The 21,766-nt window shown below is 39.0% G+C and carries 21 protein-coding genes; 16 read left to right on the top strand and 5 right to left on the bottom strand.

Translation table 11 applies throughout. The annotated features are described in order from the left end of the window. Nucleotides 1–10 precede the first annotated feature (10 nt). On the bottom strand, nucleotides 11–1,177 hold the full coding sequence (locus L0668_RS20025) for an efflux RND transporter periplasmic adaptor subunit (RefSeq protein ID WP_235314508.1): 1,167 nt from the start codon (nucleotides 1,175–1,177) through the stop codon (nucleotides 11–13). A gap of 546 nt (nucleotides 1,178–1,723) precedes the next feature. On the opposite strand from L0668_RS20025, the gene L0668_RS20020 reads away from it, so the two are divergent. Next, nucleotides 1,724–2,167 (top strand): YaiI/YqxD family protein, encoded by a 444-nt coding sequence (locus tag L0668_RS20020; RefSeq protein WP_235314507.1) that lies wholly within the window; start codon nucleotides 1,724–1,726, stop codon nucleotides 2,165–2,167. Nucleotides 2,168–2,234: 67 nt separating this feature from the next. Here the strand turns inward: L0668_RS20020 and nhaD are convergent, their stop codons facing one another. After that, nucleotides 2,235–3,479 carry a sodium:proton antiporter NhaD gene (gene nhaD, locus L0668_RS20015; protein ID WP_370659917.1) on the bottom strand — a complete coding sequence of 415 codons (1,245 nt, stop codon included), beginning with the start codon at nucleotides 3,477–3,479 and terminating at the stop codon, nucleotides 2,235–2,237. A 291-nt stretch (nucleotides 3,480–3,770) separates the two neighbouring features. Between nhaD and L0668_RS20010 the strand changes: the two genes are divergently transcribed. Beyond that, a complete protein-coding gene (locus L0668_RS20010) occupies nucleotides 3,771–4,619 on the top strand; it encodes a transporter substrate-binding domain-containing protein (RefSeq protein WP_235314506.1) in 849 nt (282 codons plus the stop codon). Between the two features lie 144 nt (nucleotides 4,620–4,763). Here L0668_RS20010 and L0668_RS20005 read toward each other — a convergent pair whose 3' ends face one another. Then, nucleotides 4,764–6,077 (bottom strand): DEAD/DEAH box helicase, encoded by a 1,314-nt coding sequence (locus L0668_RS20005; protein WP_235314505.1) that lies wholly within the window; start codon nucleotides 6,075–6,077, stop codon nucleotides 4,764–4,766. A 151-nt stretch (nucleotides 6,078–6,228) separates the two neighbouring features. Continuing rightward, entirely contained in the window at nucleotides 6,229–9,126 is a 2,898-nt protein-coding gene (rne, locus tag L0668_RS20000; RefSeq protein WP_235314517.1) for a ribonuclease E, read from the bottom strand. Nucleotides 9,127–9,706: 580 nt separating this feature from the next. Here rne and rluC point away from each other — a divergent pair. Further along, nucleotides 9,707–10,663, top strand: coding sequence for a 23S rRNA pseudouridine(955/2504/2580) synthase RluC (gene rluC, locus L0668_RS19995; protein ID WP_235314504.1), 957 nt, complete (start codon nucleotides 9,707–9,709; stop codon nucleotides 10,661–10,663). Beyond that, entirely contained in the window at nucleotides 10,663–11,304 is a 642-nt protein-coding gene (locus tag L0668_RS19990; protein WP_235314503.1) for an HAD family hydrolase, read from the top strand. The genes rluC and L0668_RS19990 overlap by 1 nt, the downstream gene beginning before the upstream one ends. On the opposite strand, the gene L0668_RS19985 is transcribed toward L0668_RS19990, so the two are convergent. Further along, complete coding sequence (locus tag L0668_RS19985; protein ID WP_235314502.1) at nucleotides 11,301–11,900, bottom strand: Maf family protein; 600 nt, start codon at nucleotides 11,898–11,900, stop codon at nucleotides 11,301–11,303. The genes L0668_RS19990 and L0668_RS19985 overlap by 4 nt on opposite strands. Before the next feature lie 129 nt (nucleotides 11,901–12,029). Here L0668_RS19985 and yceD point away from each other — a divergent pair, with 129 nt between their 5' ends. The 12 genes from yceD to holB all read left to right on the top strand — a co-directional run bounded on the left by yceD (nucleotide 12,030) and on the right by holB (nucleotide 21,751). Next, the gene (gene yceD, locus L0668_RS19980; protein WP_235314501.1) at nucleotides 12,030–12,563 is read left to right on the top strand and encodes a 23S rRNA accumulation protein YceD; all 534 of its coding nucleotides are present in this window, start codon (nucleotides 12,030–12,032) and stop codon (nucleotides 12,561–12,563) included. A gap of 10 nt (nucleotides 12,564–12,573) precedes the next feature. Beyond that, the gene (rpmF, locus tag L0668_RS19975) at nucleotides 12,574–12,744 is read left to right on the top strand and encodes a 50S ribosomal protein L32 (protein WP_235314500.1); all 171 of its coding nucleotides are present in this window, start codon (nucleotides 12,574–12,576) and stop codon (nucleotides 12,742–12,744) included. 18 nt (nucleotides 12,745–12,762) lie between these two features. After that, nucleotides 12,763–13,788 carry a phosphate acyltransferase PlsX gene (plsX, locus tag L0668_RS19970; protein WP_235314499.1) on the top strand — a complete coding sequence of 342 codons (1,026 nt, stop codon included), beginning with the start codon at nucleotides 12,763–12,765 and terminating at the stop codon, nucleotides 13,786–13,788. 3 nt (nucleotides 13,789–13,791) lie between these two features. After that, nucleotides 13,792–14,751 (top strand): beta-ketoacyl-ACP synthase III, encoded by a 960-nt coding sequence (locus L0668_RS19965; protein ID WP_235314498.1) that lies wholly within the window; start codon nucleotides 13,792–13,794, stop codon nucleotides 14,749–14,751. A 41-nt stretch (nucleotides 14,752–14,792) separates the two neighbouring features. Then, nucleotides 14,793–15,719 carry an ACP S-malonyltransferase gene (fabD, locus tag L0668_RS19960; protein ID WP_235314497.1) on the top strand — a complete coding sequence of 309 codons (927 nt, stop codon included), beginning with the start codon at nucleotides 14,793–14,795 and terminating at the stop codon, nucleotides 15,717–15,719. Between the two features lie 40 nt (nucleotides 15,720–15,759). Next, the gene (gene fabG, locus L0668_RS19955; protein ID WP_235314496.1) at nucleotides 15,760–16,497 is read left to right on the top strand and encodes a 3-oxoacyl-ACP reductase FabG; all 738 of its coding nucleotides are present in this window, start codon (nucleotides 15,760–15,762) and stop codon (nucleotides 16,495–16,497) included. Nucleotides 16,498–16,665: 168 nt separating this feature from the next. Further along, nucleotides 16,666–16,905 (top strand): acyl carrier protein, encoded by a 240-nt coding sequence (gene acpP, locus L0668_RS19950; protein ID WP_235314495.1) that lies wholly within the window; start codon nucleotides 16,666–16,668, stop codon nucleotides 16,903–16,905. A 77-nt stretch (nucleotides 16,906–16,982) separates the two neighbouring features. Continuing rightward, nucleotides 16,983–18,227 carry a beta-ketoacyl-ACP synthase II gene (gene fabF, locus L0668_RS19945; RefSeq protein WP_235314494.1) on the top strand — a complete coding sequence of 415 codons (1,245 nt, stop codon included), beginning with the start codon at nucleotides 16,983–16,985 and terminating at the stop codon, nucleotides 18,225–18,227. Nucleotides 18,228–18,366: 139 nt separating this feature from the next. Further along, nucleotides 18,367–19,215, top strand: coding sequence for an aminodeoxychorismate lyase (gene pabC, locus L0668_RS19940; protein WP_235314493.1), 849 nt, complete (start codon nucleotides 18,367–18,369; stop codon nucleotides 19,213–19,215). A gap of 5 nt (nucleotides 19,216–19,220) precedes the next feature. After that, nucleotides 19,221–20,219 carry an endolytic transglycosylase MltG gene (gene mltG / locus L0668_RS19935; protein ID WP_235314492.1) on the top strand — a complete coding sequence of 333 codons (999 nt, stop codon included), beginning with the start codon at nucleotides 19,221–19,223 and terminating at the stop codon, nucleotides 20,217–20,219. 11 nt (nucleotides 20,220–20,230) lie between these two features. After that, complete coding sequence (gene tmk / locus L0668_RS19930; protein ID WP_235314491.1) at nucleotides 20,231–20,860, top strand: dTMP kinase; 630 nt, start codon at nucleotides 20,231–20,233, stop codon at nucleotides 20,858–20,860. Next, a complete protein-coding gene (gene holB / locus L0668_RS19925) occupies nucleotides 20,861–21,751 on the top strand; it encodes a DNA polymerase III subunit delta' (RefSeq protein ID WP_235314490.1) in 891 nt (296 codons plus the stop codon). It abuts the gene before it with no gap. Nucleotides 21,752–21,766: the final 15 nt, after the last annotated feature.

The raw sequence follows: 21,766 nt of genomic DNA, 5'->3' as shown, positions 1-21,766 counted from the left end.
AATATCACTCCTAACCTTTGGCTAATTCTGAGTGTGTTTCACTGAGGGCTGAGTCTTTTGGGTTGGATTTTTGATTACTATTTTGATTAACTACTTCAACAGGGGCTTTATCCCTTAAATTATGATGACCAGTAATCACTACTTGTTCGTCACCGGTTAAACCTGACAATATTTCAACAAATTCGCCTTCTTGAAAGCCCACGCTAACCGGTAATTTAGTGGCTATGCCTTGGTTAATAACAAATACGTTCATGCTGTCATCAATACTTAAAAGTGCTTTACGAGGCAGTAACACAGCATTTTGGTGGGTGTCGTAATTCAATTTAACTTGAGCAAACATACCGGATTTTAAGGTGTTATTTGGATTGGGTACACGTAAGGTAACTTTAAAGGTACCAGTTTTTGCATCGATTACTGGGCTGATCCTCTCAACATAAGCCGCTGATTGTTGGCCGGAAAAAGCCGTCAGTTCTAAGCTGGCCTGTTGATCTTTATGCACTTTAGATAATTCTTTTTCTGGTAAGTGGACTATGCCGTATAGCTCTTTTTGCTGAACGATATGAAACATTCGTGCCCGCTGGAATGATTCAGTTAAGTTTCCTACTTTGGCATTACGCTCTGCGATAAAACCACTGATTGGTGCGACGATTGTAGCTTCTTTTAAATCTAGTTCAGCTAAAGACAAGGTAGCTTTTGCTGATTTATATTGTGCGGTGACTTTGTCGTAGGTATCGTCACTGATCAGTTTTTTGTTGTAGACTTTATCAATTTTATGCAATTCTTTTTCTATACCCACTAAATTGGCTTTAGCTCGGTCTAAGTTTAAATGATAACGACGAGGTTCAATTTGGGCTAATACTTGGCCTTTTTCTACATAGTCGCCTTCTTCTACAAATATTTCTTGAATAATGCCAGAGGCTCTTGGTACAACAAAAGCTTCTTCTTTGGCTTCTAATACTGCTGTAGTGGCGTAGTTAGAGGATATTTCGCCGACTGTTAAATCACTAATTTCAACAGGTACTGAAGTTGCGACTTCCTGTTTGTCTTTGTCGGTGATCGCTTCTGCCTCACCACAACTGCTGAGTAAAGCGACTGAAAGTAAAATTGCTGCAATACCCAACAGCTTTTTGTTGCTTGCTAACTTAGCGTTAACCTTATTATTTATTATTAGTTCCATTATGTTCCCCAGTGTTTCGCAGTATGTATTTAAGTTATTTAGAACTTAGAGAGCATTGACTATGCCATCTTATAAAAACCTATAAAAAACAATGAGTTTGGTTATTTAGGTTGTTTTTAACAAACACAATCTATCTAAGAGTTAGTGAATTTAACCAAGTCTTGGTTGAAATGACGAAAGAAACTAGGGCCTGTTTATCTTTGCTGTATGTTTTTGCAGCGAGTTGCGCGGCATTTATACAATAAAGCACGATTGTGGTGTAGTTGTTCTACATGAATGAGTGCTGAAGCATTAGAAATGCCGCGCAAACGCTGTCCTACGGATTCGTTTTAAAAGCTTTTTACTCTTTGTTGCAGCATTTCGACTTAATCCATTAGGCCTTCAAAGCTGCGCCGCGATTAAAAAGCTTTTAATTAGAACAAAAAGTATACAGCAAAGATAAACAGGCCCTAATCTTTGGTTCAATTTGTTTCATTTATATTGCGAAAAAATTAAGTTGAGCTGGTAAAATTGTATGTATGATCTGGTTTACAAATAAGGAAGGATATGAAAATTTGGGTAGATGCAGATGCAATTCCAATTGTTATTAAAGAAATAATCAACCGTGCTGCACAGCGAAAACAGGTTGAAACCATTTATGTAGCCAATCAATTTATTCGTACACCAGCGTCTAAATTTATCAGAGCCATGCAAGTTCCCCAAGGGTTTGATGTGGCAGATGATGAAATTGTAAAGCTGTGTGAAGCTGGAGATTTGGTGATCACCTCAGATATTCCCCTTGCCGCAGAAGTGATTGAAAAAGGTGCATTGGCTTTAAGTTCAAGAGGGGAGTTATTTACCACAGAAAATGTTCGTTCTAGACTAAACATTCGTGATTTTATGGATACTATGCGGGCCAGTGGTGAGCAGTCTGGTGGACCACCACCACTTAACCAAAAAGATCGTCAGAACTTTTCAAATCATTTAGATAGGATCTTAGCCAAAATTTAGTATAACTCTATAACTAATTTAGACATACTGAGCCCATAACTTATTATGGGCTCTTTCATTTATTTCACTAAATAAAGTTTGCTAGGGTAAGTACTAATGCATAGCCAACTGTATAAGCTATTAATAATAAAAAGCTGTATTTAGCGTAACGGCCAAATGTCAGTCCTGGTATTTTGCTCATAGATACAATACCTGCAGCCGAGCCAATCACCAACAAAGAACCACCTACACCTACTGCGTACGTTAAGCCCAACCATGAAGGTAGATCCATAGTGATATCTGTCTTCAATAGTGCTGCTGTAAGCGGCACATTATCCACTGCGGCCGACGTAATACCCATAATATAATTGGCATAAAGTGGTGGCAGGTGTTCGTATAAAGTTAGTAAAAATTCTAAAGCGTGGATCTGCTCTAACATGCCAACTAATAATAAAATGCCTAAAAAGAATAATAGAGTATCAAACTCGATATACCGAATGTACTCTAAAATTGGATCATGCTCGTCATCATCGTTAAAAATTCGGGCAAAAATAAACATCACAGATAGGCCGGCTAAAAAGCTCAACACTGGCGGAATTTCGAATAATACATTACCAAATATAGTGAATAGAATTGTGCTTAAAAAGATCAAGGCTATTGCATAATCTATTTTACGAATGTCTTTTCTTTGCTGTTTTATCCTGACTCGGCCACTCATACCAATACTTAAACAGGCTGCTAATATTAGCACTGCAACAAAAGCCGGTAGCGACAACCAAAGTAAGTTCAAAATACTCACCTTATCCGCTAGAAATATCATTAAGGTAGTAACGTCACCTGTGATTAATGATACCCCTCCAGAGTTGACTGCAAATACCACTAATACGGCAAAACGCATGGTTTTATTTGGGGGTAACGATAGCGACAAAATTAGTGCCACTGAGACTAACGTTGCTGTGATGTTGTCTGCTAAAGATGAAAATACAAAACTAAAAATAGCGGTAAAAAATAGTAATTTTCGTTCACTGATCGATTCAGGCATGGCTCTATGTAAAAGACTTGCTATTAAACCTTTTTTATTTAGGTAAGCCACAAAGGTCATGGCAGCTACTAAAAACAGCCATAAAGACGAAATATCTGCTAGGTTTTCTCTAAGGTGATGATCGATAACAGCTCTTTCAGCACCAGAAGGACTAAAAATAAACAAGGCTATCCAAGAAAGCGTACCAAAAAGTAAGGTAATTTTAGCTTTATTTATATGAATGACTTCTTCAAAAATAACACCAGCTAGCGCTAAAAGCGCTAAGCCAATTAAAACATAATGTAACAACATAGCTTCTTTCGATTATAGTTTTGGAGGGGCGATTTTAGGCCTTATTTAAAAGAATACAAGAAAGTCATTTAGTAAGATTAGATGGAAAACTAATTTATTATAACAGCCTCTAGGTATTTCTAGATGGCGCTTAAATGTCGCTGTAAGTATGTCTTGCAAACAGTGTTCATATTCTGAATTAATAGCAGATTTTAGTCAGTTTGACTTTTCAATTGGATGCAAACTATTATCATTCAATGAGTCTATTTATTAATGAGCAAATTCTTGTTTCGTTCTTATAAAAAGAAAAATTTGAATAAACTTAATCAATATAATTTATTGTGGTTATTGTCTTTAATTATTTTTATAGGTGGAGGTCTCAGCTTTCAAATTCAGGCAAATGACATTATTAAGTTATGGAAACCGTTACTGAACGCCGACAAGCGAGCAAACCACAAAGACGAAGTTATTCGTCGAGCTCTGGAAGTTACAATCCCCGAATATGGCTCTTTTTCTATTACTACAGTTCATGTGGATATGAATCCTAGCAGAGCTCTTGAAGAAACTATATCCGGTGAAAATATAAATCTGTTTATTTCACCCAATAGTGATGTGTGGGATAAAGGTACAATTTCGATTAAAGTACCTATCAGACAAGGTTTATTAAGCTATCGATTATTATTAATAAAGAAAAGTAACCTAAAAAAATTTGAAAATGTAAATTCAATAGAAGACTTAAAATCACTAAAGGCGGGTTTACATGCTGATTGGGTGACAACTAAGGTGTTTAAAGAGCAAGGTTTTGGTGTCTCAGTTGGTCATAACTTTGAAGGCTTATTTCAAATGCTCCAAAAAGAAAGATTTGACTACTTTCCAAGAGCGGTTTATGAAATTTATGATGAGTTAGAAACCCGTCAGGCAATGTTAAAAGACATCACAATTGAGCCAACTATTGCATTGTTTCTGCCAATGGAAACTTATGTGCATGCTTCTCCTAATGCACCTAGAATTGCAAAACGTATGGGGGATGGGTTAACTAGATTATTGGATAGTGGTGAACTCAAAATGATATTTGAAAAATATTATGAAAAAGACATAGCTAGAGCCAATCTAAGCCATCGGAAAATTATTAAAATCGAAAACAATGATATAAAAAATTAAATCGATTTAGCTGTTAAAAAATAGAGTTTACGCAGATACACGTTAGATTAATTAGCAAAATAGGCCAAATATTATTAACATTTGGCCTTGATTTTTAAATTTCATTCATCAAATAAACAAGATTACGCTAACAATAGAGATAGGTTAACGATTTCCATTATTGGCAGAATTTGCGTTTGTATTATTGTTTCTTCTACGACTTGTAGGGCGCTTTTCGCTGGCACGTTGGCCACCACCTCTATGTCCATCCTTATGATCTTGTTTAGGCTTTTTCGGCTTTTTAGGTCTAATTGGCCTTGAGTCTAAACGAGATTCAGGAAGCGGGGTGTTAGGCTCAAATCCGGGAATAGTTTTACGTTGGATAAGTTGCTTAATAAGTCTTTCAATATCGACAAGCTGATTAAACTCTTCTGCTGTAACCATAGAAATAGCTTGGCCGGTTGCACCTGCGCGGCCTGTTCGACCAATTCGATGTACATAGTCTTCAGCCACGTTGGGTAAATCATAATTAATAACTTGTGGAAGTTGATCGATATCAATTCCTCGAGCGGCAATATCCGTCGCGATAAGTGCTCTCACTTTTCCTTGTTTGAATTCAGCCAAGGCTTTGGTCCTAGCACCTTGGCTTTTATTGCCATGAATTGCAGCTGAAGTAATACCGCGAGCGATAAGTTGTTTAACAATGCGGTTAGCGCCATGTTTAGTGCGGCTAAACACTAACACTTGCTGCCAATCATTATCTTTTATTAATCGAGTCAATATGGCTGATTTTTGACTTTTGTCCACTGGATATACCCATTGTTCAACTAAGTCTACGGTAGTATTAGCAGGTGACACCGACACTTCAACAGGGTTATTCACTAGGCCTTTGGCTAACTTGCGTATGTCGTCAGAGAAGGTGGCTGAGAACATCAAGTTTTGACGTTTTTGTGGAAGGAGTTTTAATATTTTTTTGATGTCATGAATAAATCCCATATCTAACATACGGTCTGCTTCATCTAACACTAGTATTTCTAACTCATTAAACCTAACAGCATTTTGATTATATAAATCTAATAAACGCCCTGGGGTGGCGACTAGCACATCGGCACCTTTTCTAAGTTTAATCATCTGCGGATTAATACCCACACCACCAAATACCACAGCTGACTTTAACGGTAGATCTCGACCATAAGTCTGTACACTTTCGGCAACTTGTGCAGCCAGTTCACGAGTGGGAGTTAATACCAATGCTCTTGCTTGATTAGGTTTTGCTGGTTTGCCTTGGCTCAACAAATGCAAAATAGGCAAGGTGAACCCAGCAGTTTTGCCCGTCCCTGTTTGCGCAGCGGCCATTACATCTTTGCCTTCTAATACGGCGGGTATAGCTTGTGCTTGGATAGGGGAAGGGTCTGTATAACCCTTGGCGGTCACAGCAGACAATATTTTAGGGTGCAAACCTAAATCAGCAAAACTCATAGACTATTCTCAAGTAATTAAAATGACGATTAAACCAATCGCGGGCGCGGGAGGATACAGGAATAAAAACTCAACTACCAGTATAAATAAAAATGCCGCATTAGGTAAAACCCAGCGCGGCATGTAAATTACGACTTATTGATAACAAGTATTAAGCATCGGCTCCAGGGCGAAATGCTGGGGCATTCGACTTACTGGTTGCGCTTAAAATTGCCGCCGTTTTAGCTGAACGTTTCACTTCTGGACGGGCATCATCGCCTAGGGCGCTAATGTTCACTTCAACAAAATCTTCATTCAGACTAGCGGGTTTAGTCATAGGTGCTGAAGCCGTCTTCTTCTGAGTAGATTTATCAGCGACTTTAAGTGATGTTGCCTTTTTAGCACGCTTTTTAACAGGTGCTTTTTCAGCTTTCACTTCTTCGGTTACAACCGCTTCAGCAGCAGGCTTAGCTTCTACTTCTGTTTTTTCCGCTACTGCAGTCTCAGTACTTGCTTCAACCTTAGTATTTTCTTCAGCTTCAACAACAGCTTCTTTAGTTACTTCAGCTGCTTCAGCTTGAGTTTCCGATGACAACTCTAAAGAAACTTGTTGTGGGACTTCTTCGGGTTCAACTTGCTTTACTTTCTCAGTTTTTTCAACCGATTGTTCAGCTGTTTGAGCTGGCTCATCGAATTGCAGTTCGTCTTGTTTTACATCAGGCGTAACAATTTTATTTGCTTCTGTATTGTTTACTTCGTTATTACTCGCTTCAGCATTATCAGACTCTTTGCGGCGTTTTTGACCGGCCGAACGAGCATGTCTAGGAGTGCGTCGACTACGAGTGCGCGTGTTGGTTTCTTCACTTGCCGTTGCTTCAACAGGGGTTTCACTAGCAGGACTTTCCACTTGTGTTGCAGGTGCTGTTTCAGCTTGTGCCATAACAGGCGCTTCAACTGAAGCCGTTTGTTGTCTTGGTTTAGTGTCTTCAACCTGAGGAGCCGCTTTGGTTACCTCTGTGTTGTTTTCAGCTACTACTGCAGCAGTATTTTGAGTTTGTTCTGGCTTATCTGTTTCAACTCGTACACTACGGCGATTATCACGACGTTTACGACGTTCAGCAACTTGCTCTTTTTTCTTAGCCGGCGCACTTGATTTAACTTGTTTATCAGTTTGTTCAAGAGGTGCTTTGTCGTCTCTACGTGGTTTGCGATTGTCGTTTCTAGGTTTACGCTCTTTTCTATTTTGAGACTGCTCACTACGTTCTTTTTTATCGTAGTTTTTGCCATTACGTTGTTTGTTTTTGTCAGGTCTAGCATTTTTATTTCTACGTTGATTTCCACCTTGATTACGAGAGTGAGTGGTTTTTTTAGGAATAACCTTCTCTTCAGTGGTAAATAACCCAGATAACCATTTACTAACCTTTTCTAACAGGCCTGCTGATTTAACTGCGTTTTGCGCTTTAGCTATAGGCGCATTCTTGTTATCACCAGAGATTAAGCTTTGCAGTGCAGGTTGCTCTTTAGGCGCAGCAGGTGCAACAGTTTTATCTGTTATGGTTTCTTCCACTTCAATCAAAGGCTGGTTGTAGCTCATTTCTTGTACTGCATCATCAGGACGTCGACGATTTATGCTGTAATGAGGGGTTTCCATATTGGGGTTAGGAATAATAATTAATTGCACTGAATGGCGCTTTTCAATAATGCCAACAGTTTTACGTTTTTCATTCAGCAAATAGGTGGCTACGTTAACCGGTAATTGGGCTTCAATTTGACCAGTGTTGTCTTTAATACTCTCTTCTTCCATTATACGAAGCACAGACAAAGCTAAAGACTCTGTGCCACGCACAGTGCCATGCCCACTACATCTTGGACATACGTTATGTGCAGAGTCACCTAATGATGGGCGTAAACGCTGACGAGACATTTCAAGTAAACCAAATCGAGAGATACGGCCCAATTGAACACGGGCTCTATCACCGCGGACAGCATCTTTCATACGATTTTCAACTTCACGCTGATGACGTACTGGGGTCATATCAATAAAATCGATAACCACTAAACCACCGGCATCACGTAAACGTAACTGTCTGGCAATTTCGTCTGCTGCTTCAAGGTTAGTATTGAACGCGGTTTCTTCGATATCGCTGCCTTTAGTGGCACGAGCTGAGTTGATATCGATAGAAATTAACGCTTCTGTTGGGTCAATAACAATTGAACCACCAGATGGTAGTCTCACTTCACGTTGGAAGGCTGATTCAATTTGACTTTCAATTTGATAATGGCTAAATAATGGCACATCGCCACGATACAGTTTTACGCGGTTGGCATAATCAGGGCGCATCTGTTCAACGTGTTTTAATGCTCTTTCATGCACACTAGTTTTATCTACTAATATTTCACCAATGTCGCGTCTAAGGTAATCACGAATTGCGCGAACTACTACATCACTTTCTTGATGAATAAGGAATGGAGCAGGGCGGGATTCTGCCATTTCCGTAATACGTGTCCAACCTGAAACTAAGTAATCTAAATCATAAGCCAACTCTTCAGCTGATTTACCTACACCTGCCGTGCGTACAATTAAGCCCATACCATTTGGTAAATCTAAGCCACTTAAAGCTGCCTTTAGTTCAGTTCGCTCGTCACCTTCAATACGACGAGAAATACCGCCAGCACGCGGGTTATTAGGCATTAGCACTAAATAACTACCTGCTAAACTAATAAATGTAGTTAAGGCTGCGCCTTTTTGACCACGTTCTTCTTTATCAATTTGCAGTATAATTTCTTGCCCTTCTTTAATCACCTCTTTGATATTAGGGCGACCTTCGAATTTATACCCCTTAGGGAAGTAAGTACGGGCAATTTCTTTGAGAGGTAAGAAACCATGACGTTCTGCGCCATAGTCAACAAAAGCGGCTTCTAAACTGGGTTCAACACGGGTAATAGTACCTTTGTAGATATTGGCTTTTTTCTGTTCATGACCAGGACTTTCAATATCCAAATCATACAGCTTTTGTCCATCTACGAGTGCTACACGCAATTCTTCTTGCTGCGTAGCGTTGATTAACATTCTTTTCATTCTTGTTTAGCTCGGTATTGTACCGATCGTCACAAAGTAGAGAATTACATAGTGATTAGACAGTAATTACATGCAGCCTCACGACTGTATACTGGGAATTAAGTTTCCGCCTATGTGTTCGTTATATTAATCATTTAATACATTGTTTTTAAACACATTGCTCACATTTATGAGCGCTAAACTAGGCGTGGTGTTTAGCTTAAATTCTTTTGTTTTTAAACTTATCAGCATTCGAAACTGTGGTGCTTGTCTGGCACATTATTGCTTCAAATACCTTGTCAATTCATCTATATTCTTTACATTCATTGCGATCGGTTTGTTATTTATATCGCTGATGTAATGGTTTTGTTTTACCCTTTGCTGCGAAAAGTTACTCACTTCACAGTCGGCATACAATATACGTTTACGACTTATGGTCGTCATTGTTTACAAAACTAATTAATCTATTTTTGTTCTCATACACACACTTCATGTGAGAAAACCGACGTATTATCACATTAAACAGCTAATACTAGCAAGATATTAAATTTATCCATTACTTCTTAGATAATTCAGATAGAATATGCGGCCTATGACAGATTTAACATTTCAAAAAGTTCAATTTATAACGGTCGAACCTGAGCTCGAAGGGCAAAGGATTGATAATTTTTTACGCACCTTGTTAAAAGGAGTGCCTAAAAGCCTTATTTATCGCATTTTGCGCAAAGGTGAAGTGCGGGTAAACAAAAAACGAGTAAAGCCAGAATACAAACTTAGTGCCCATGATGAGTTGCGCATTCCGCCAATTCGCGTGGCAGAACCCACCGAATTACCTTCTACTAATTTAAATAAAGTTGCTAGTTTAGAAAATAATGTTTTGTTTGAAGATGATTGTTTGATCGTTTTAAACAAACCTTCAGGTACTGCTGTTCACGGTGGAAGCGGTTTAAGTTTTGGTGTGATTGAAGCATTTAGAGCATTAAGGCCGCAACAAAAGTTTTTAGAGTTAGTACACCGGTTAGATCGAGATACCTCTGGTTGTTTGTTAATTGCCAAAAAACGTTCGGCATTAAAAAACTTGCATCAACAGTTAATCGACAAAAAAGTTGATAAAAGGTATCAAGCTTTAGTTGTTGGGCAGTGGCCCTCGAATCGTTTTAAGGTAAAAGCGCCCTTATTAAAAAATACCCTTAAATCAGGTGAGCGAGTGGTGCTAGTAAATGAAGAAGGTAAACCTTCAGAAACACGTTATCGAGTTTTAGAAAGTTATCAAGGTGCAACATTAGTGGAAGCGTCGCCCATTACCGGTCGAACTCATCAAATACGTGTACATTGTTTACATGCAGATCACCCTATAGCTTGTGATAGTCGTTATGGCGATAAACAATTTGACGAAAGAATGCAAAACTTGGGCTTAAAAAGATTATTTTTACATGCACATTCTTTAGCGTTTCAACACCCAACCTCAGAAGAACGAGTTAGTTTTAAAGCGCCATTAGAGCCGGCTTTAACTAGTGTGTTGAAACGCTTGCGAGCAGAAAGTGAATAATGAAATATAAAGTCATTATTTTTGATTGGGATGGCACACTAATGGACTCGGTCGGAAAGATCGTAGAATGTATCCAAGATAGTGCCAGGCATTTAGGATTGCCTGTACCAACCAGTAATGAAGCTAAACAAGTTATCGGTCTTAGTTTAGTACAGGCAATGCAACAATTATTTGCATTGCCAGATATAAAAAGTGCCGAAAAAGTTGCAGACCAATATAAGTATTTTTCTGTACGGCATTATCAAGAATCTAGCCCTTTATTTGACGGTGTAGTTGAGTTATTGACAAGGCTAAAAAGTAAAGGTTATAAGTTGGCTGTGGCAACAGGCAAAGGGCGTAAAGGACTAAATCAAGGGTGGCAACACTCCAATACCAAACAGTTTTTCGATTCGTCTAGGTGTGCTGATGACGCACAAAGTAAACCTTCTCCAGATATGTTGCAGCAAATTTTAGCTGAGTTAAATATTGAACCTCACCAGGCTCTTATGGTTGGGGATACAAGTTACGACATGGCTATGGCCGAATCGATTGGTATGGATAGAGTAGGTGTTAGTTTTGGTGTACATGATAAACAAACTTTAAATCAGCATGCACCCATTGCCATTATTGATTCTATTGGTGATTTATTAGAGTTTATTTAATCCAGACTATGTTGCATATGTTCAAAAATATTGATCCCCATTTGATTAAACAAGTCGACTAAGCCAATTAAGGGCAAACCAATTAAACTATTTGGATCACGTCCGTTTAAAGATTTAAACAGGGATATGCCCAAACTTTCGCACTTAAAACTTCCTGCGCAGTCATAAGGTTGTTCTATTTTTAGGTAAGTGGATATTTGTTGTTCTGTTAATTGTCTAAATTTGACTTCGAATACATCTACTAAGTATTCCATCTGTTGATTGTTTTTATGAATAATACATAAGCCAGTGTAAAACTGCACAGTTTGACCATTAATCAAAAGCAGTTGTTGTTTAGCTTTTGCAAAATTTCCCGGCTTACCTAAAGGTTGGCCATCGAAGCAGGCGAGTTGATCTGAGCCAATAACATAATTATCTGGTTTAACTAATGCGACGGCTTTGGCCTTTTTGATAGCCAAACGTAAAACTTGTTGCTCTACTGTTTCTGTTTCCATGGCCGCCTCGTCGATATCAGGTGCCAAACAGTCAAATGCTAAGTGTAATTTTTTAAGAATGTTTTGTCGGTATTTTGAGCTAGAAGCTAAGGTGATTTTCATTTTGAACAACTTTTGACTTAAATTATTGGGATCAAAACATAGCAAGTAGGCTTTCACCACTTATTATTCGGTATTTTAGGGTGTTTTTTCTTTGACTAACTTGTAGTAAATCTATATTATGCGCGCGCTATGCAGAAAGTGAAATTACCCAAGCAGGTCGATCCTGTCAAAAGTGCTAATAAACGCTCCGATTATCGGGGAGTTTTGGCTACCGTAGACATGCCTCGGTTGCTTGAGTCAGTAGTTGATATTGCTGAAGAAGTTGATGTTGAAGTTAAGTTTTCAAAAGACGAGCAGGGTCTTACTTATTTTCAAGGTCATATGGCATGTTTAACCTCACTTCTTTGTGAAAGATGTAACGAAGCTTTTGAACATCAAATTGATGTATCTTTTTGTTTCAGTCCAATGCAGAGTTCTGAAAAAGAAGATGATAATAAAGTAGAGTTACCGGATATTTATGAACCGGTAGAGGTCGATGACCACGGAGAAGTCAATTTACTTCAAATATTTGAAGACGAACTGATTTTATCATTGCCGATTGTAGCCCTTCATGCAGAGGAGGATTGTAATCAAAAGCGTGATAACATGAGCTTCGGAAAGATTGAACCGGTAAATGAACGTCCAAACCCGTTCGCGGTTTTGAAAGAACTTAAGCGAGACTAGGAGTAAAGTAATGGCTGTACAGAAAAGTAAAAAAGCTCGTTCAAAGCGTGGCATGCGTCGTTCACACGATGCGCTAGGTAGTGCGACTTTATCTGTAGATTCAACGTCAGGTGAGACACATGTTCGTCATCACGTGACCGCTGATGGTTACTATAAAGGCAAAAAAGTTTTATCTCTTTAATTTAAAAGAGACAGATCTTTGAGCCATCTAACCATAGCGTTAGATATCATGGGGGGCGATCACGGCCCCCATATTATTTTACCCGCGGCCAAAAAAGCGCTGCAAGAATTTCCTCATCTTAAAATTATATTATGTGGCCCACAGACGATTATGTCTGAATGGTTCGATACCCTAACAAACACTCTTCAAACTCGTATTGTATTATCTGATTGTCCGCAATCTGTAGATATGGACGAGGCGCCTACACAAGCATTCAGGCAAAAAAAGCAGTCTTCTATGCGCCGTATGTTGGATCTGGTTAACGAGGATCATGCGGATGCTTGTGTCAGTGCTGGCAATACTGGCGCCCTGTTAACCATGGCTTTTTATGTGTTAAAAACCTTGCCTGGTATTTATCGGCCTGCTTTAGTTTCTAAAGTCCCTACAGCGGACAATGGCCGTGTGTATTTATTAGACTTAGGCGCCAATGTAAATTGTGATTCAGAAGTCTTGTTTCAATATGCTGTGATGGGCTCTGTGTTAGCAGAACAAATTGATGAAATATCTAAACCCAAAGTGGCTTTATTAAATGTAGGGGTAGAAGATATAAAAGGCAATGATCAAGTGAAACATACCGCAAGTATGTTACTTGATACTGAAGCAATTAATTATATCGGCTTTGTTGAGGGGAATGATATTTTCGGACAAAAAGCTGATGTTATAGTTACCGATGGATTTGTAGGTAATATAGCCTTGAAGTCATGGGAAGGTTTAGCCAGTTTTGTTATTGAAGAAGTTAAAAAAGCCTCACAACAAAATTGGTGGCGTAAAGTTTTAGCCGCTATTGCCTTGCCATTATTGAAGGTTATTTACACTAAGATGAAGCCCGACCAGTATAATGGGGCGAGTCTGATAGGATTGCGCGGAATTGTGGTCAAGAGCCACGGTAACGCATCATCTGAGGCTTTTTTATACGCTATACGCCAAGCGGTCAGAGAGGCAGAGATGCAAGTACCAAATAAAATAAAAGATAAAATTGAAGCTGTATTAATGGAGCGCCACTAATAAATGAATTCTAAAATAATTGGCACCGGTAGTTATTACCCAAGTGAAATAAGAACAAATTCTGATTTGGCCTCTATGGTTGATACGTCAGACGAGTGGATAACTGACCGTACTGGCATAAAGGAAAGGCGTATAATTGGTGCAGATGAAACAGCTGCCACCATGGGCGTTGAAGCCAGTAAAAAAGCCTTAGAAGCAGCCGGAATTGATGCAAAATCACTAGATATGATTGTATGTGCCACCACCAGTGGTCAAAATGCCTTACCTAGTACGGCCTGTGAAATTCAAAAAGCATTGGATTGTGATGGTATCCCTGCATTTGATGTAGCAGCAGCTTGTGCCGGATATTGTTATGCCTTAAGTGTGGCGGATCAATATATTAAATCTGGCATGATGAAACGCATTTTAGTAGTAGGCACCGACTGTTTAACCCGATTAGTTAATCCTGAAGATCGCACTATGGTGATTTTATTTGGTGACGCTGCTGGTGCCACTATTATTGAAGCAAGTGAAGAGCCAGGTATTTTATCAACTCATATTCATGCTGCGGGTTCTTATGGTGATTTGCTTAAAGTGGGTAATCCTACGCGCGGTGAAGAAGCCTCTGTACATGAAAACTGGGGTTCGATGAAAGGCAACGAAGTATTTAAAGTTGCTGTGACTAAATTAAGTGAAGTGGTTGAACAAACTCTAGCCGCAAATAACATGCAAAAATCAGATTTAGATTGGTTGGTGCCTCACCAAGCAAACTTTAGGATCATTAAGGCAACCGCTAAAAAGTTAGATATGTCTTTGGATCAAGTTGTGCTTACCCTAGAAAGTTACGGTAATACTTCAGCGGCCACTGTGCCAACCGCATTAGATACAGCCATTCGTGACGGACGGATCAAACGAGGTCAAAACCTATTGTTAGAAGCATTTGGTGGTGGATTTGCTTGGGCATCGGCACTAGTTAAGTATTAAGTAACGTTAAAGCATTAAGTATTTTAATTCGAGAGTAAACTATGAGTAAACAAGCATGGGTGTTTCCCGGTCAGGGATCCCAGTCTCTTGGTATGTTAAGTGAATTAGCAGCCGAGTTTAAAACTATTGAAGATACCTTCTCCAAGGCCAGTGAAGTCTTAGGTTATGACTTGTGGCAAGTGGTTAATCATGATCAGGACAAACTGAATCAAACTCACATTACGCAACCTGCTCTTTTGACAGCAAGTTATGCCATTTTTAAAGTGTTGCAAGAAGTGGGTGTAGAAATGCCAGCATACATGGCTGGGCATAGTTTAGGTGAGTATTCAGCCTTAGTATGTGCAGGTGTAATTGAGTTTACAGATGCGGTTAAACTGGTTGAAGCTAGAGGTCAATTTATGCAGCAAGCTGTACCTGAAGGGGTAGGGGCTATGTATGCGATCATAGGTTTAGATGACGAAAAAGTCATTGAGAGTTGTGCACAAGCTGAAAAAAGTTCAGGTCAAGTAGTGGCAGCAGTTAACTTTAATTCGCCTGGACAAGTGGTAATTGCAGGCAATAAAGAAGCGGCACAACAAGCAGCTGCTTTATGTAAAGAGCAAGGTGCTAAACGAGCCTTACCTTTATCAGTCAGCGTACCTTCACATTGTGCTTTGATGAAGCCAGCGGCCGATCAATTAGCACAGTTGTTAGAGGGGATTTCATTTAGTGCACCCAACATACCAGTCATTAATAATGTTGATGTAGCACAACCTACTGAACCAAAAGCAATTAAACAAGCACTCATTCAGCAGTTATATAGTCCCGTTCGTTGGACAGAATCAGTGAATAAGTTGGCTGAGTTTGATATCGAAACTCTATTAGAAATTGGCCCAGGTAAGGTATTAACGGGTTTAGTTAAACGTATTAACAAAAGTCTTAATGGGCAAGCCATCAACACAGCTGATGCGGTAAATTCATTAAAGTAATTAGTTTATTAACCAAATATTTAGTTTATAGAGAGAAAATATGTCTAATTTACAAGGCAGCATTGCATTGGTAACAGGTGCAAGTAGAGGGATCGGAAAGGCTATTGCAGAGCAATTAGTGGCTGATGGTGCTAAGGTGATTGGCACTGCTACATCTGAAAACGGTGCACAAGCTATTAGTGATTATTTGGGTGAGAATGGTACAGGAAAAGTGTTAAATGTTTCTGATGCTGATTCAATGCAAAATTTAATTAAAGACATTACGGATAATTATGGGGTTATTGATATTTTAGTCAACAATGCCGGCATTACTCGTGATAACTTGTTAATGCGTATGAAAGATGACGAATGGCAAGATATTATGGATACTAACCTAACATCTATTTTTAAAATGTCTAAAGCCGTTTTACGCGGTATGATGAAAAAGCGTAAAGGACGTATCATTAATGTTGGATCTGTTGTGGGCAGTACAGGTAATGCTGGGCAAGCCAATTACGCAGCAGCAAAAGCTGGTGTGATTGGCTTTAGTAAATCTATGGCACGTGAAGTGGCTTCTAGAGGTATTACTGTAAACGTAGTGGCACCTGGTTTTATTGATACAGATATGACCAAGTCGTTAACCGATGATCAAAAAGAAAGTATCTTTAAAGACATTCCAGCAAACCGTTTGGGTGATCCAAAAGAAATCGCCGCAACGGTAGGATTTTTAGCCAGTGATAGTGCTGCATATATCACCGGAGAAACCATACATGTCAATGGTGGCATGCATATGGGCTAACTCTTTTAGAGGGTGTTGAATTCAACATCATTCTAAAATTAGACAAATTTTCATACACGGGGTGGTAAGACCAGATAAAAAGTTGATTGTCTTGCTTGCAAGCGTTAACTTAGCTGAATACACTACCCGCAAATTTATATCTAGCTACTTTGAAGGATAACTAGAATTATGAGCAACATCGAAGAACGCGTTAAAAAAATAATCATTGAACAACTAGGCGTAAAAGAAGAAGAAGTAAAGCCAGAAGCTTCTTTCGTTGATGACCTAGGTGCAGATTCTCTTGATACAGTTGAACTAGTAATGGCTCTTGAAGAAGAGTTTGACACTGAGATCCCTGATGAAGAAGCTGAAAAAATCACTACTGTTAAATCAGCAATTGATTACGTTAACGCCAATAAAGACGCGTAAACATATTTAATTCTTAAAACGGCTCATTCAGAGCCGTTTTTTTTCAATTTTTTTTATATCTATAGTCGGAGTCCAATGTGTCTAAACGTCGCGTTGTAGTGACCGGTCTTGGCATGCTTTCTCCTGTTGGTAATGATGTTGAATCCTCTTGGACTAACATTCTTGCTGGAAAAAGCGGTATCGCACCCATCACATCTTTTGATTCAAGTGCCTTTTCAACTCAGTTCGCCGGTGAAGTAAAAAACTTTGACGTTGAACAATATATCCCGAAAAAAGAAACCAAAAAAATGGATAGGTTTATCCAACTAGGTATTGCTGCGGGAAAACAAGCCTTAGATGATTCTGGTATTGAAGTTACAGAAAAAAATGCCGCTAGAATTGGTGTGGCTATTGGTTCTGGAATTGGTGGTTTAGGTTTAATTCAAGATAACCATAGTCGTATGCTTGAAGGTGGCCCTCGTAAAATATCGCCATTTTTTGTGCCTGCTACAATTACTAATATGGTCTCTGGTTTCTTTTCTATCTTTGAAGGCTTAAAAGGCCCTAATATCAATGTGGTAACAGCCTGTACCACAGGTGTGCATAATATTGGTGTTGCAGCACGTATGATCGCATATGGTGATGCAGATGCCATGATCTGTGGTGGTGCAGAATCAACAGTGTGTGAATTGGGTATTGGTGGGTTTGCGGCAGCTCGCGCTTTATCTAATCGTAATGATGAACCCCAAAAAGCCAGTCGCCCTTGGGACAAAGATCGTGATGGTTTTGTGTTAGGTGAAGGCGCGGGGGTGGTCATGCTCGAAGATTACGATTCAGCTGTTGCTCGTGGCGCTAAAATATATGCTGAACTGGTTGGCTTTGGTATGAGTGGTGATGCATATCACATGACTTCTCCACCAGTAGATGGTGAAGGCGCAGCGGCCGCTATGCAAAACTCTATTAATGATGCCAACATTCAAGCTAATGAAATTGGTTACGTGAATGCACATGGCACCTCAACGCCAGCTGGTGACGTGGCAGAAGTCGCTGCAGTGAAAAGTGTATTTGGCGATCATACATCTGATTTATTAGTTAGTTCTACCAAATCAATGACAGGCCATTTATTAGGCGCAGCTGGCTCTGTTGAAGCTATTTTTACGATTTTAGCCTTACGGGATCAAATAGCACCACCGACTATTAATTTGGATAATCCTGGCGAAGGTTGTGATCTAGATTTTGTAGCTCATAAAGCTAAAAAGAAAGACCTGGAATACGCGCTATGTAATTCTTTTGGATTTGGCGGTACAAACGGATCACTCTTGTTTAAGAGAATTAGTGAATAACATCAGTCGTGTTTAGTAGACTAAATGTTCAAAAAAAGGCCCAGTAAAAATAGCCTAAACTGTTTTTAAATAGGCTTAGCGGTCTGATAAGATAAGGCTCGGATTTTCCGAGTCTTTTTATTTCTAGGAGCATAAAATAATGATAGTAAATGGTCTTTATCAAACCGATATTGACATTGCTGACCGCGCGCTCCAATACGGTGATGGTTGTTTTACAACGATTGCTTTACGTAATGCATGTTTAGAATTTTATGACAGCCATATTCAAAGGTTGAAACTAGCCTGCGAAAAGTTACAAATATCCTTTTTAAAATGGGATGAACTTACTCGTAATGTATTAAGTTCAGTGACAGATATTGACCAAGATATGGTGGTTAAAATTATCATTAGCCGCGGAGTGGGAGGTAGAGGTTATTCTTCACAAGGTTGCAATAATCCAAGTTATATTATTACTCATCATTCCATGCCAGCTCACTATCATGAATGGCAAAAGCAAGGTATAGAGTTGATAGAAAGCCCAATTAAATTAGCTAAGCAACCTTTACTTGCAGGTATTAAACACTTAAATCGTTTAGAACAAGTCCTAATTAAACAGCAGCTTATCACCACTAATTACCCTGATGCTTTAGTGTGTGATACTGAGGGTAGTCTAATAGAAACATCAATCGGAAACGTGTTTTGGAAAAAAGGTAATCAATGGTTCACCCCTGATATGCAGTATTGTGGGGTAGAGGGCGTGATGCGTAATCAAGTTATTTGTTTGTTGGAAAGTAAGCACATTAAAGTACATGTCGTACAACAAGCGTTAGCTGATTTAGCAAATATACAAGAAATGTTTATTTGTAATTCTTTGATGCAAATAGTGCCTGTTACTAAGTTATTTCTGAAAAATGTAGATGAAAAAATTTCTACCTTAGCAAATAAAGAAACGCAATTGATTCAATCTTGGCTAAATCAAATTTCTCACTGTTTGGTTAAAGATATTTAATGGCTATGGTGAAGTTTATAAAAGTTTTAGCAGTTATTTTCCTATTGGGGGTTTTAACCCTATTAGCCAGTTTGTATTATTTTGAACAAGGCGTGCATAAAGTTATTAATATTGCCCAACCTACTATTTTTGACGTTAAATCAGGGCAATCGGCTAAGGGCTTATTAAATCAATTAAAATCTAACCGTGTGTTAGAACAAAATATCGGCTTAAAAATTAGACTAAAACTGCAACCAGAGCTAGCTAAAATTAAAGCGGGGACATATGAATTGCAGCCTAATATGACCGCTCTTGAAATGCTCGAATTATTTTCTAGCGGTAAAGAAATACAGTTTACTATTGGTTTAGTGGAGGGGTTACGTTGGCGTGATTGGCTCCAAACATTAAAGGGTCACCCCAATCTTAGCCATACCGAGTCCTTGCAGGAAGAGGTGAATAAATATTTATCTAGTTTGCCCCATGACACTTTGGAAGGCCTTTTGCTCCCAGACACTTATGCCTTCACCAAAAATACCCCAGCCATAGATGTCGTAAAAAGAGCTTATCAACAAATGCAATCCTACTTAGAACAAGCATGGTTAAATAGAGCGCTGGATTTGCCTTATGAAACCCCTTACGAAGCACTGATAATGGCTTCAATTGTTGAGAAAGAGACGGGCTTAGCTTCGGAGCGTCCAAGGATCGCCGGGGTGTTTGTTAATCGTCTCAATTTAAATATGCGCTTACAAACCGACCCTACGGTTATTTATGGTATGGGTGAAGGTTTTGATGGAGATATTCGCCGCAAAGACTTAAAAGCCCCAACTCCGTACAATACTTATGTCATAAAAGGGTTACCGCCAACGCCTATTGCCATGCCAAGTAAATTGGCTATAGATGCGGCACTTAAACCCTTAGAAACTGAAGATTTATATTTTGTGTCTAAAGGTGATGGTAGTCATTATTTTTCAGAAACATTGCAAGAACATAATTCTGCAGTGCGAAAGTATCAATTAAAGAAGTAAGAGAATATATTTTGCAAACTAAAGGTAAATTTATCGTCATTGAAGGTTTAGAAGGCGCTGGTAAAAGCACTGCTGTTTCGATTATTAGTGACGCGATCCAAGCTGCAGGGCATCAACTAGTTAATACTAGAGAGCCGGGCGGTACGGCTATGGCCGAAGCTATCCGCGAGTGTGTTAAAAATGATTGGCCAGATGAAAAAGTTACCATTCAAGCTGAATTATTACTAATGTATGCCGCTAGAGCGCAGTTGGTGCAAAATGTCATATTGCCCAATTTAGAAAAGGGCTGCTGGGTGTTGGGCGACAGACATGACATGTCGTCCAGAGCGTATCAAGGTGGAGGTCGAGAAATTGACTCAGTAATGATAGATTCATTGCGTAAAATCACCTTAAGTGGCTTTGAACCAGACTTTACCTTGTATTTAGACGTAGAGCCTAAAGAAGGTTTAAAACGTGCTAAAGGGCGAGGGGAGTTAGATCGAATTGAACAAGAAGATCTGAGTTTTTTTGAACGAACACGAGATAGGTATTTAGCACTAGCTGCACAAGATAAAAACTGTGTGGTGATTAATACCATGCAAGATATTCAGAGTGTACATCTTGATATTCAGGCCGCTATTCAGCAGTATTTGGAGAAATAAGTGTATCCTTGGTTAACTGATAGTTTTAAACAACTTAGTTTCAGAGTTGGATCCAAAAAGTTACATCATGCTATGTTAATCCAAGGGCCAACTGGTATTGGCAAAGCTTACTTCACCCAAAAGCTTGCCCAGTTATTACTTTGTGCCAATCGCCAGCAGGATAAAGTATGCGGAGCGTGCCAACCTTGTTCTTTGTATAAATCCGGTACACATCCAGATCTTCATCTAGTGGAGTCTGAAAAACAAATTGGTGTCGATCAAATTCGCGAAGCCATTAAAAAATTAACCGGCTCTGCACAAATGTCTGGTGCAAAGGTGTTAATTATTCAACAAGCCGACACTATGACAGAGTCTAGTGCCAATGCTTTACTAAAAACCCTAGAAGAGCCCACGCAGCATACCTATTTGTTATTGACTACAGATAAGCCACAAAAAATTTTACCCACTATTAAAAGCCGTTGCGAAAAGCTTGTGTTGCCATCACCTAGTTTAGATATGACTATAAATTGGGTTACTCGTTATTATGATGGTTATGTAGATAGAAATTTTGCCAAACTATATGCTAATCGTCCGTTAGCTTTATTAGCTGAGCTAGAGCAAGAGCCGGCCCTAAGCTTTGCAGATTTTTCACAGGGACTTGAACAGTTAATTAGCGGGCAAAAAACAGTTTTAAATCTCGCAACGGTATGGCAAGAACATATAGAAAAAGTGCTTAAGTGGTTGCAATTTTGGGTGAGAGAGCAATTTAATCGAGTTGATTTGAATGCTGACTTACTGTTAATCATTAATGAAAAAGCAGTAAATGTTTCCAAAGTTATGCAAAATCCAGGCGTAAACAAATTATTAGTTTTAGCTGAATTGTTAACCCAAGTGCAAAACGTTAAAAAGTAAAATAGTTAAAAATTA

The sequence above is a fragment of the Paraglaciecola algarum genome (assembly GCF_021532655.1).
GTDB lineage: Bacteria > Pseudomonadota > Gammaproteobacteria > Enterobacterales > Alteromonadaceae > Paraglaciecola > Paraglaciecola algarum.
Note: the sequence above shows the minus strand (reverse complement) of the source record. Positions and strands in the feature narration are given on the sequence as shown.

Coding starts and splice junctions, on each gene's coding strand:
- nhaD (WP_370659917.1), bottom strand. CDS start 3,479: ATGTTGTTACATTATGTTTTAATTGGCTTAGCGCTTTTAGCGCTAGCT.
- L0668_RS20025 (WP_235314508.1), bottom strand. CDS start 1,177: ATGGAACTAATAATAAATAATAAGGTTAACGCTAAGTTAGCAAGCAAC.
- L0668_RS20005 (WP_235314505.1), bottom strand. CDS start 6,077: ATGAGTTTTGCTGATTTAGGTTTGCACCCTAAAATATTGTCTGCTGTG.
- L0668_RS19990 (WP_235314503.1), top strand. CDS start 10,663: ATGAAATATAAAGTCATTATTTTTGATTGGGATGGCACACTAATGGAC.
- fabG (WP_235314496.1), top strand. CDS start 15,760: ATGTCTAATTTACAAGGCAGCATTGCATTGGTAACAGGTGCAAGTAGA.
- rpmF (WP_235314500.1), top strand. CDS start 12,574: ATGGCTGTACAGAAAAGTAAAAAAGCTCGTTCAAAGCGTGGCATGCGT.
- L0668_RS20020 (WP_235314507.1), top strand. CDS start 1,724: ATGAAAATTTGGGTAGATGCAGATGCAATTCCAATTGTTATTAAAGAA.
- fabD (WP_235314497.1), top strand. CDS start 14,793: ATGAGTAAACAAGCATGGGTGTTTCCCGGTCAGGGATCCCAGTCTCTT.
- rluC (WP_235314504.1), top strand. CDS start 9,707: ATGACAGATTTAACATTTCAAAAAGTTCAATTTATAACGGTCGAACCT.
- pabC (WP_235314493.1), top strand. CDS start 18,367: ATGATAGTAAATGGTCTTTATCAAACCGATATTGACATTGCTGACCGC.
- L0668_RS19985 (WP_235314502.1), bottom strand. CDS start 11,900: ATGAAAATCACCTTAGCTTCTAGCTCAAAATACCGACAAAACATTCTT.
- rne (WP_235314517.1), bottom strand. CDS start 9,126: ATGTTAATCAACGCTACGCAGCAAGAAGAATTGCGTGTAGCACTCGTA.
- mltG (WP_235314492.1), top strand. CDS start 19,221: ATGGTGAAGTTTATAAAAGTTTTAGCAGTTATTTTCCTATTGGGGGTT.
- L0668_RS19965 (WP_235314498.1), top strand. CDS start 13,792: ATGAATTCTAAAATAATTGGCACCGGTAGTTATTACCCAAGTGAAATA.
- yceD (WP_235314501.1), top strand. CDS start 12,030: ATGCAGAAAGTGAAATTACCCAAGCAGGTCGATCCTGTCAAAAGTGCT.
- acpP (WP_235314495.1), top strand. CDS start 16,666: ATGAGCAACATCGAAGAACGCGTTAAAAAAATAATCATTGAACAACTA.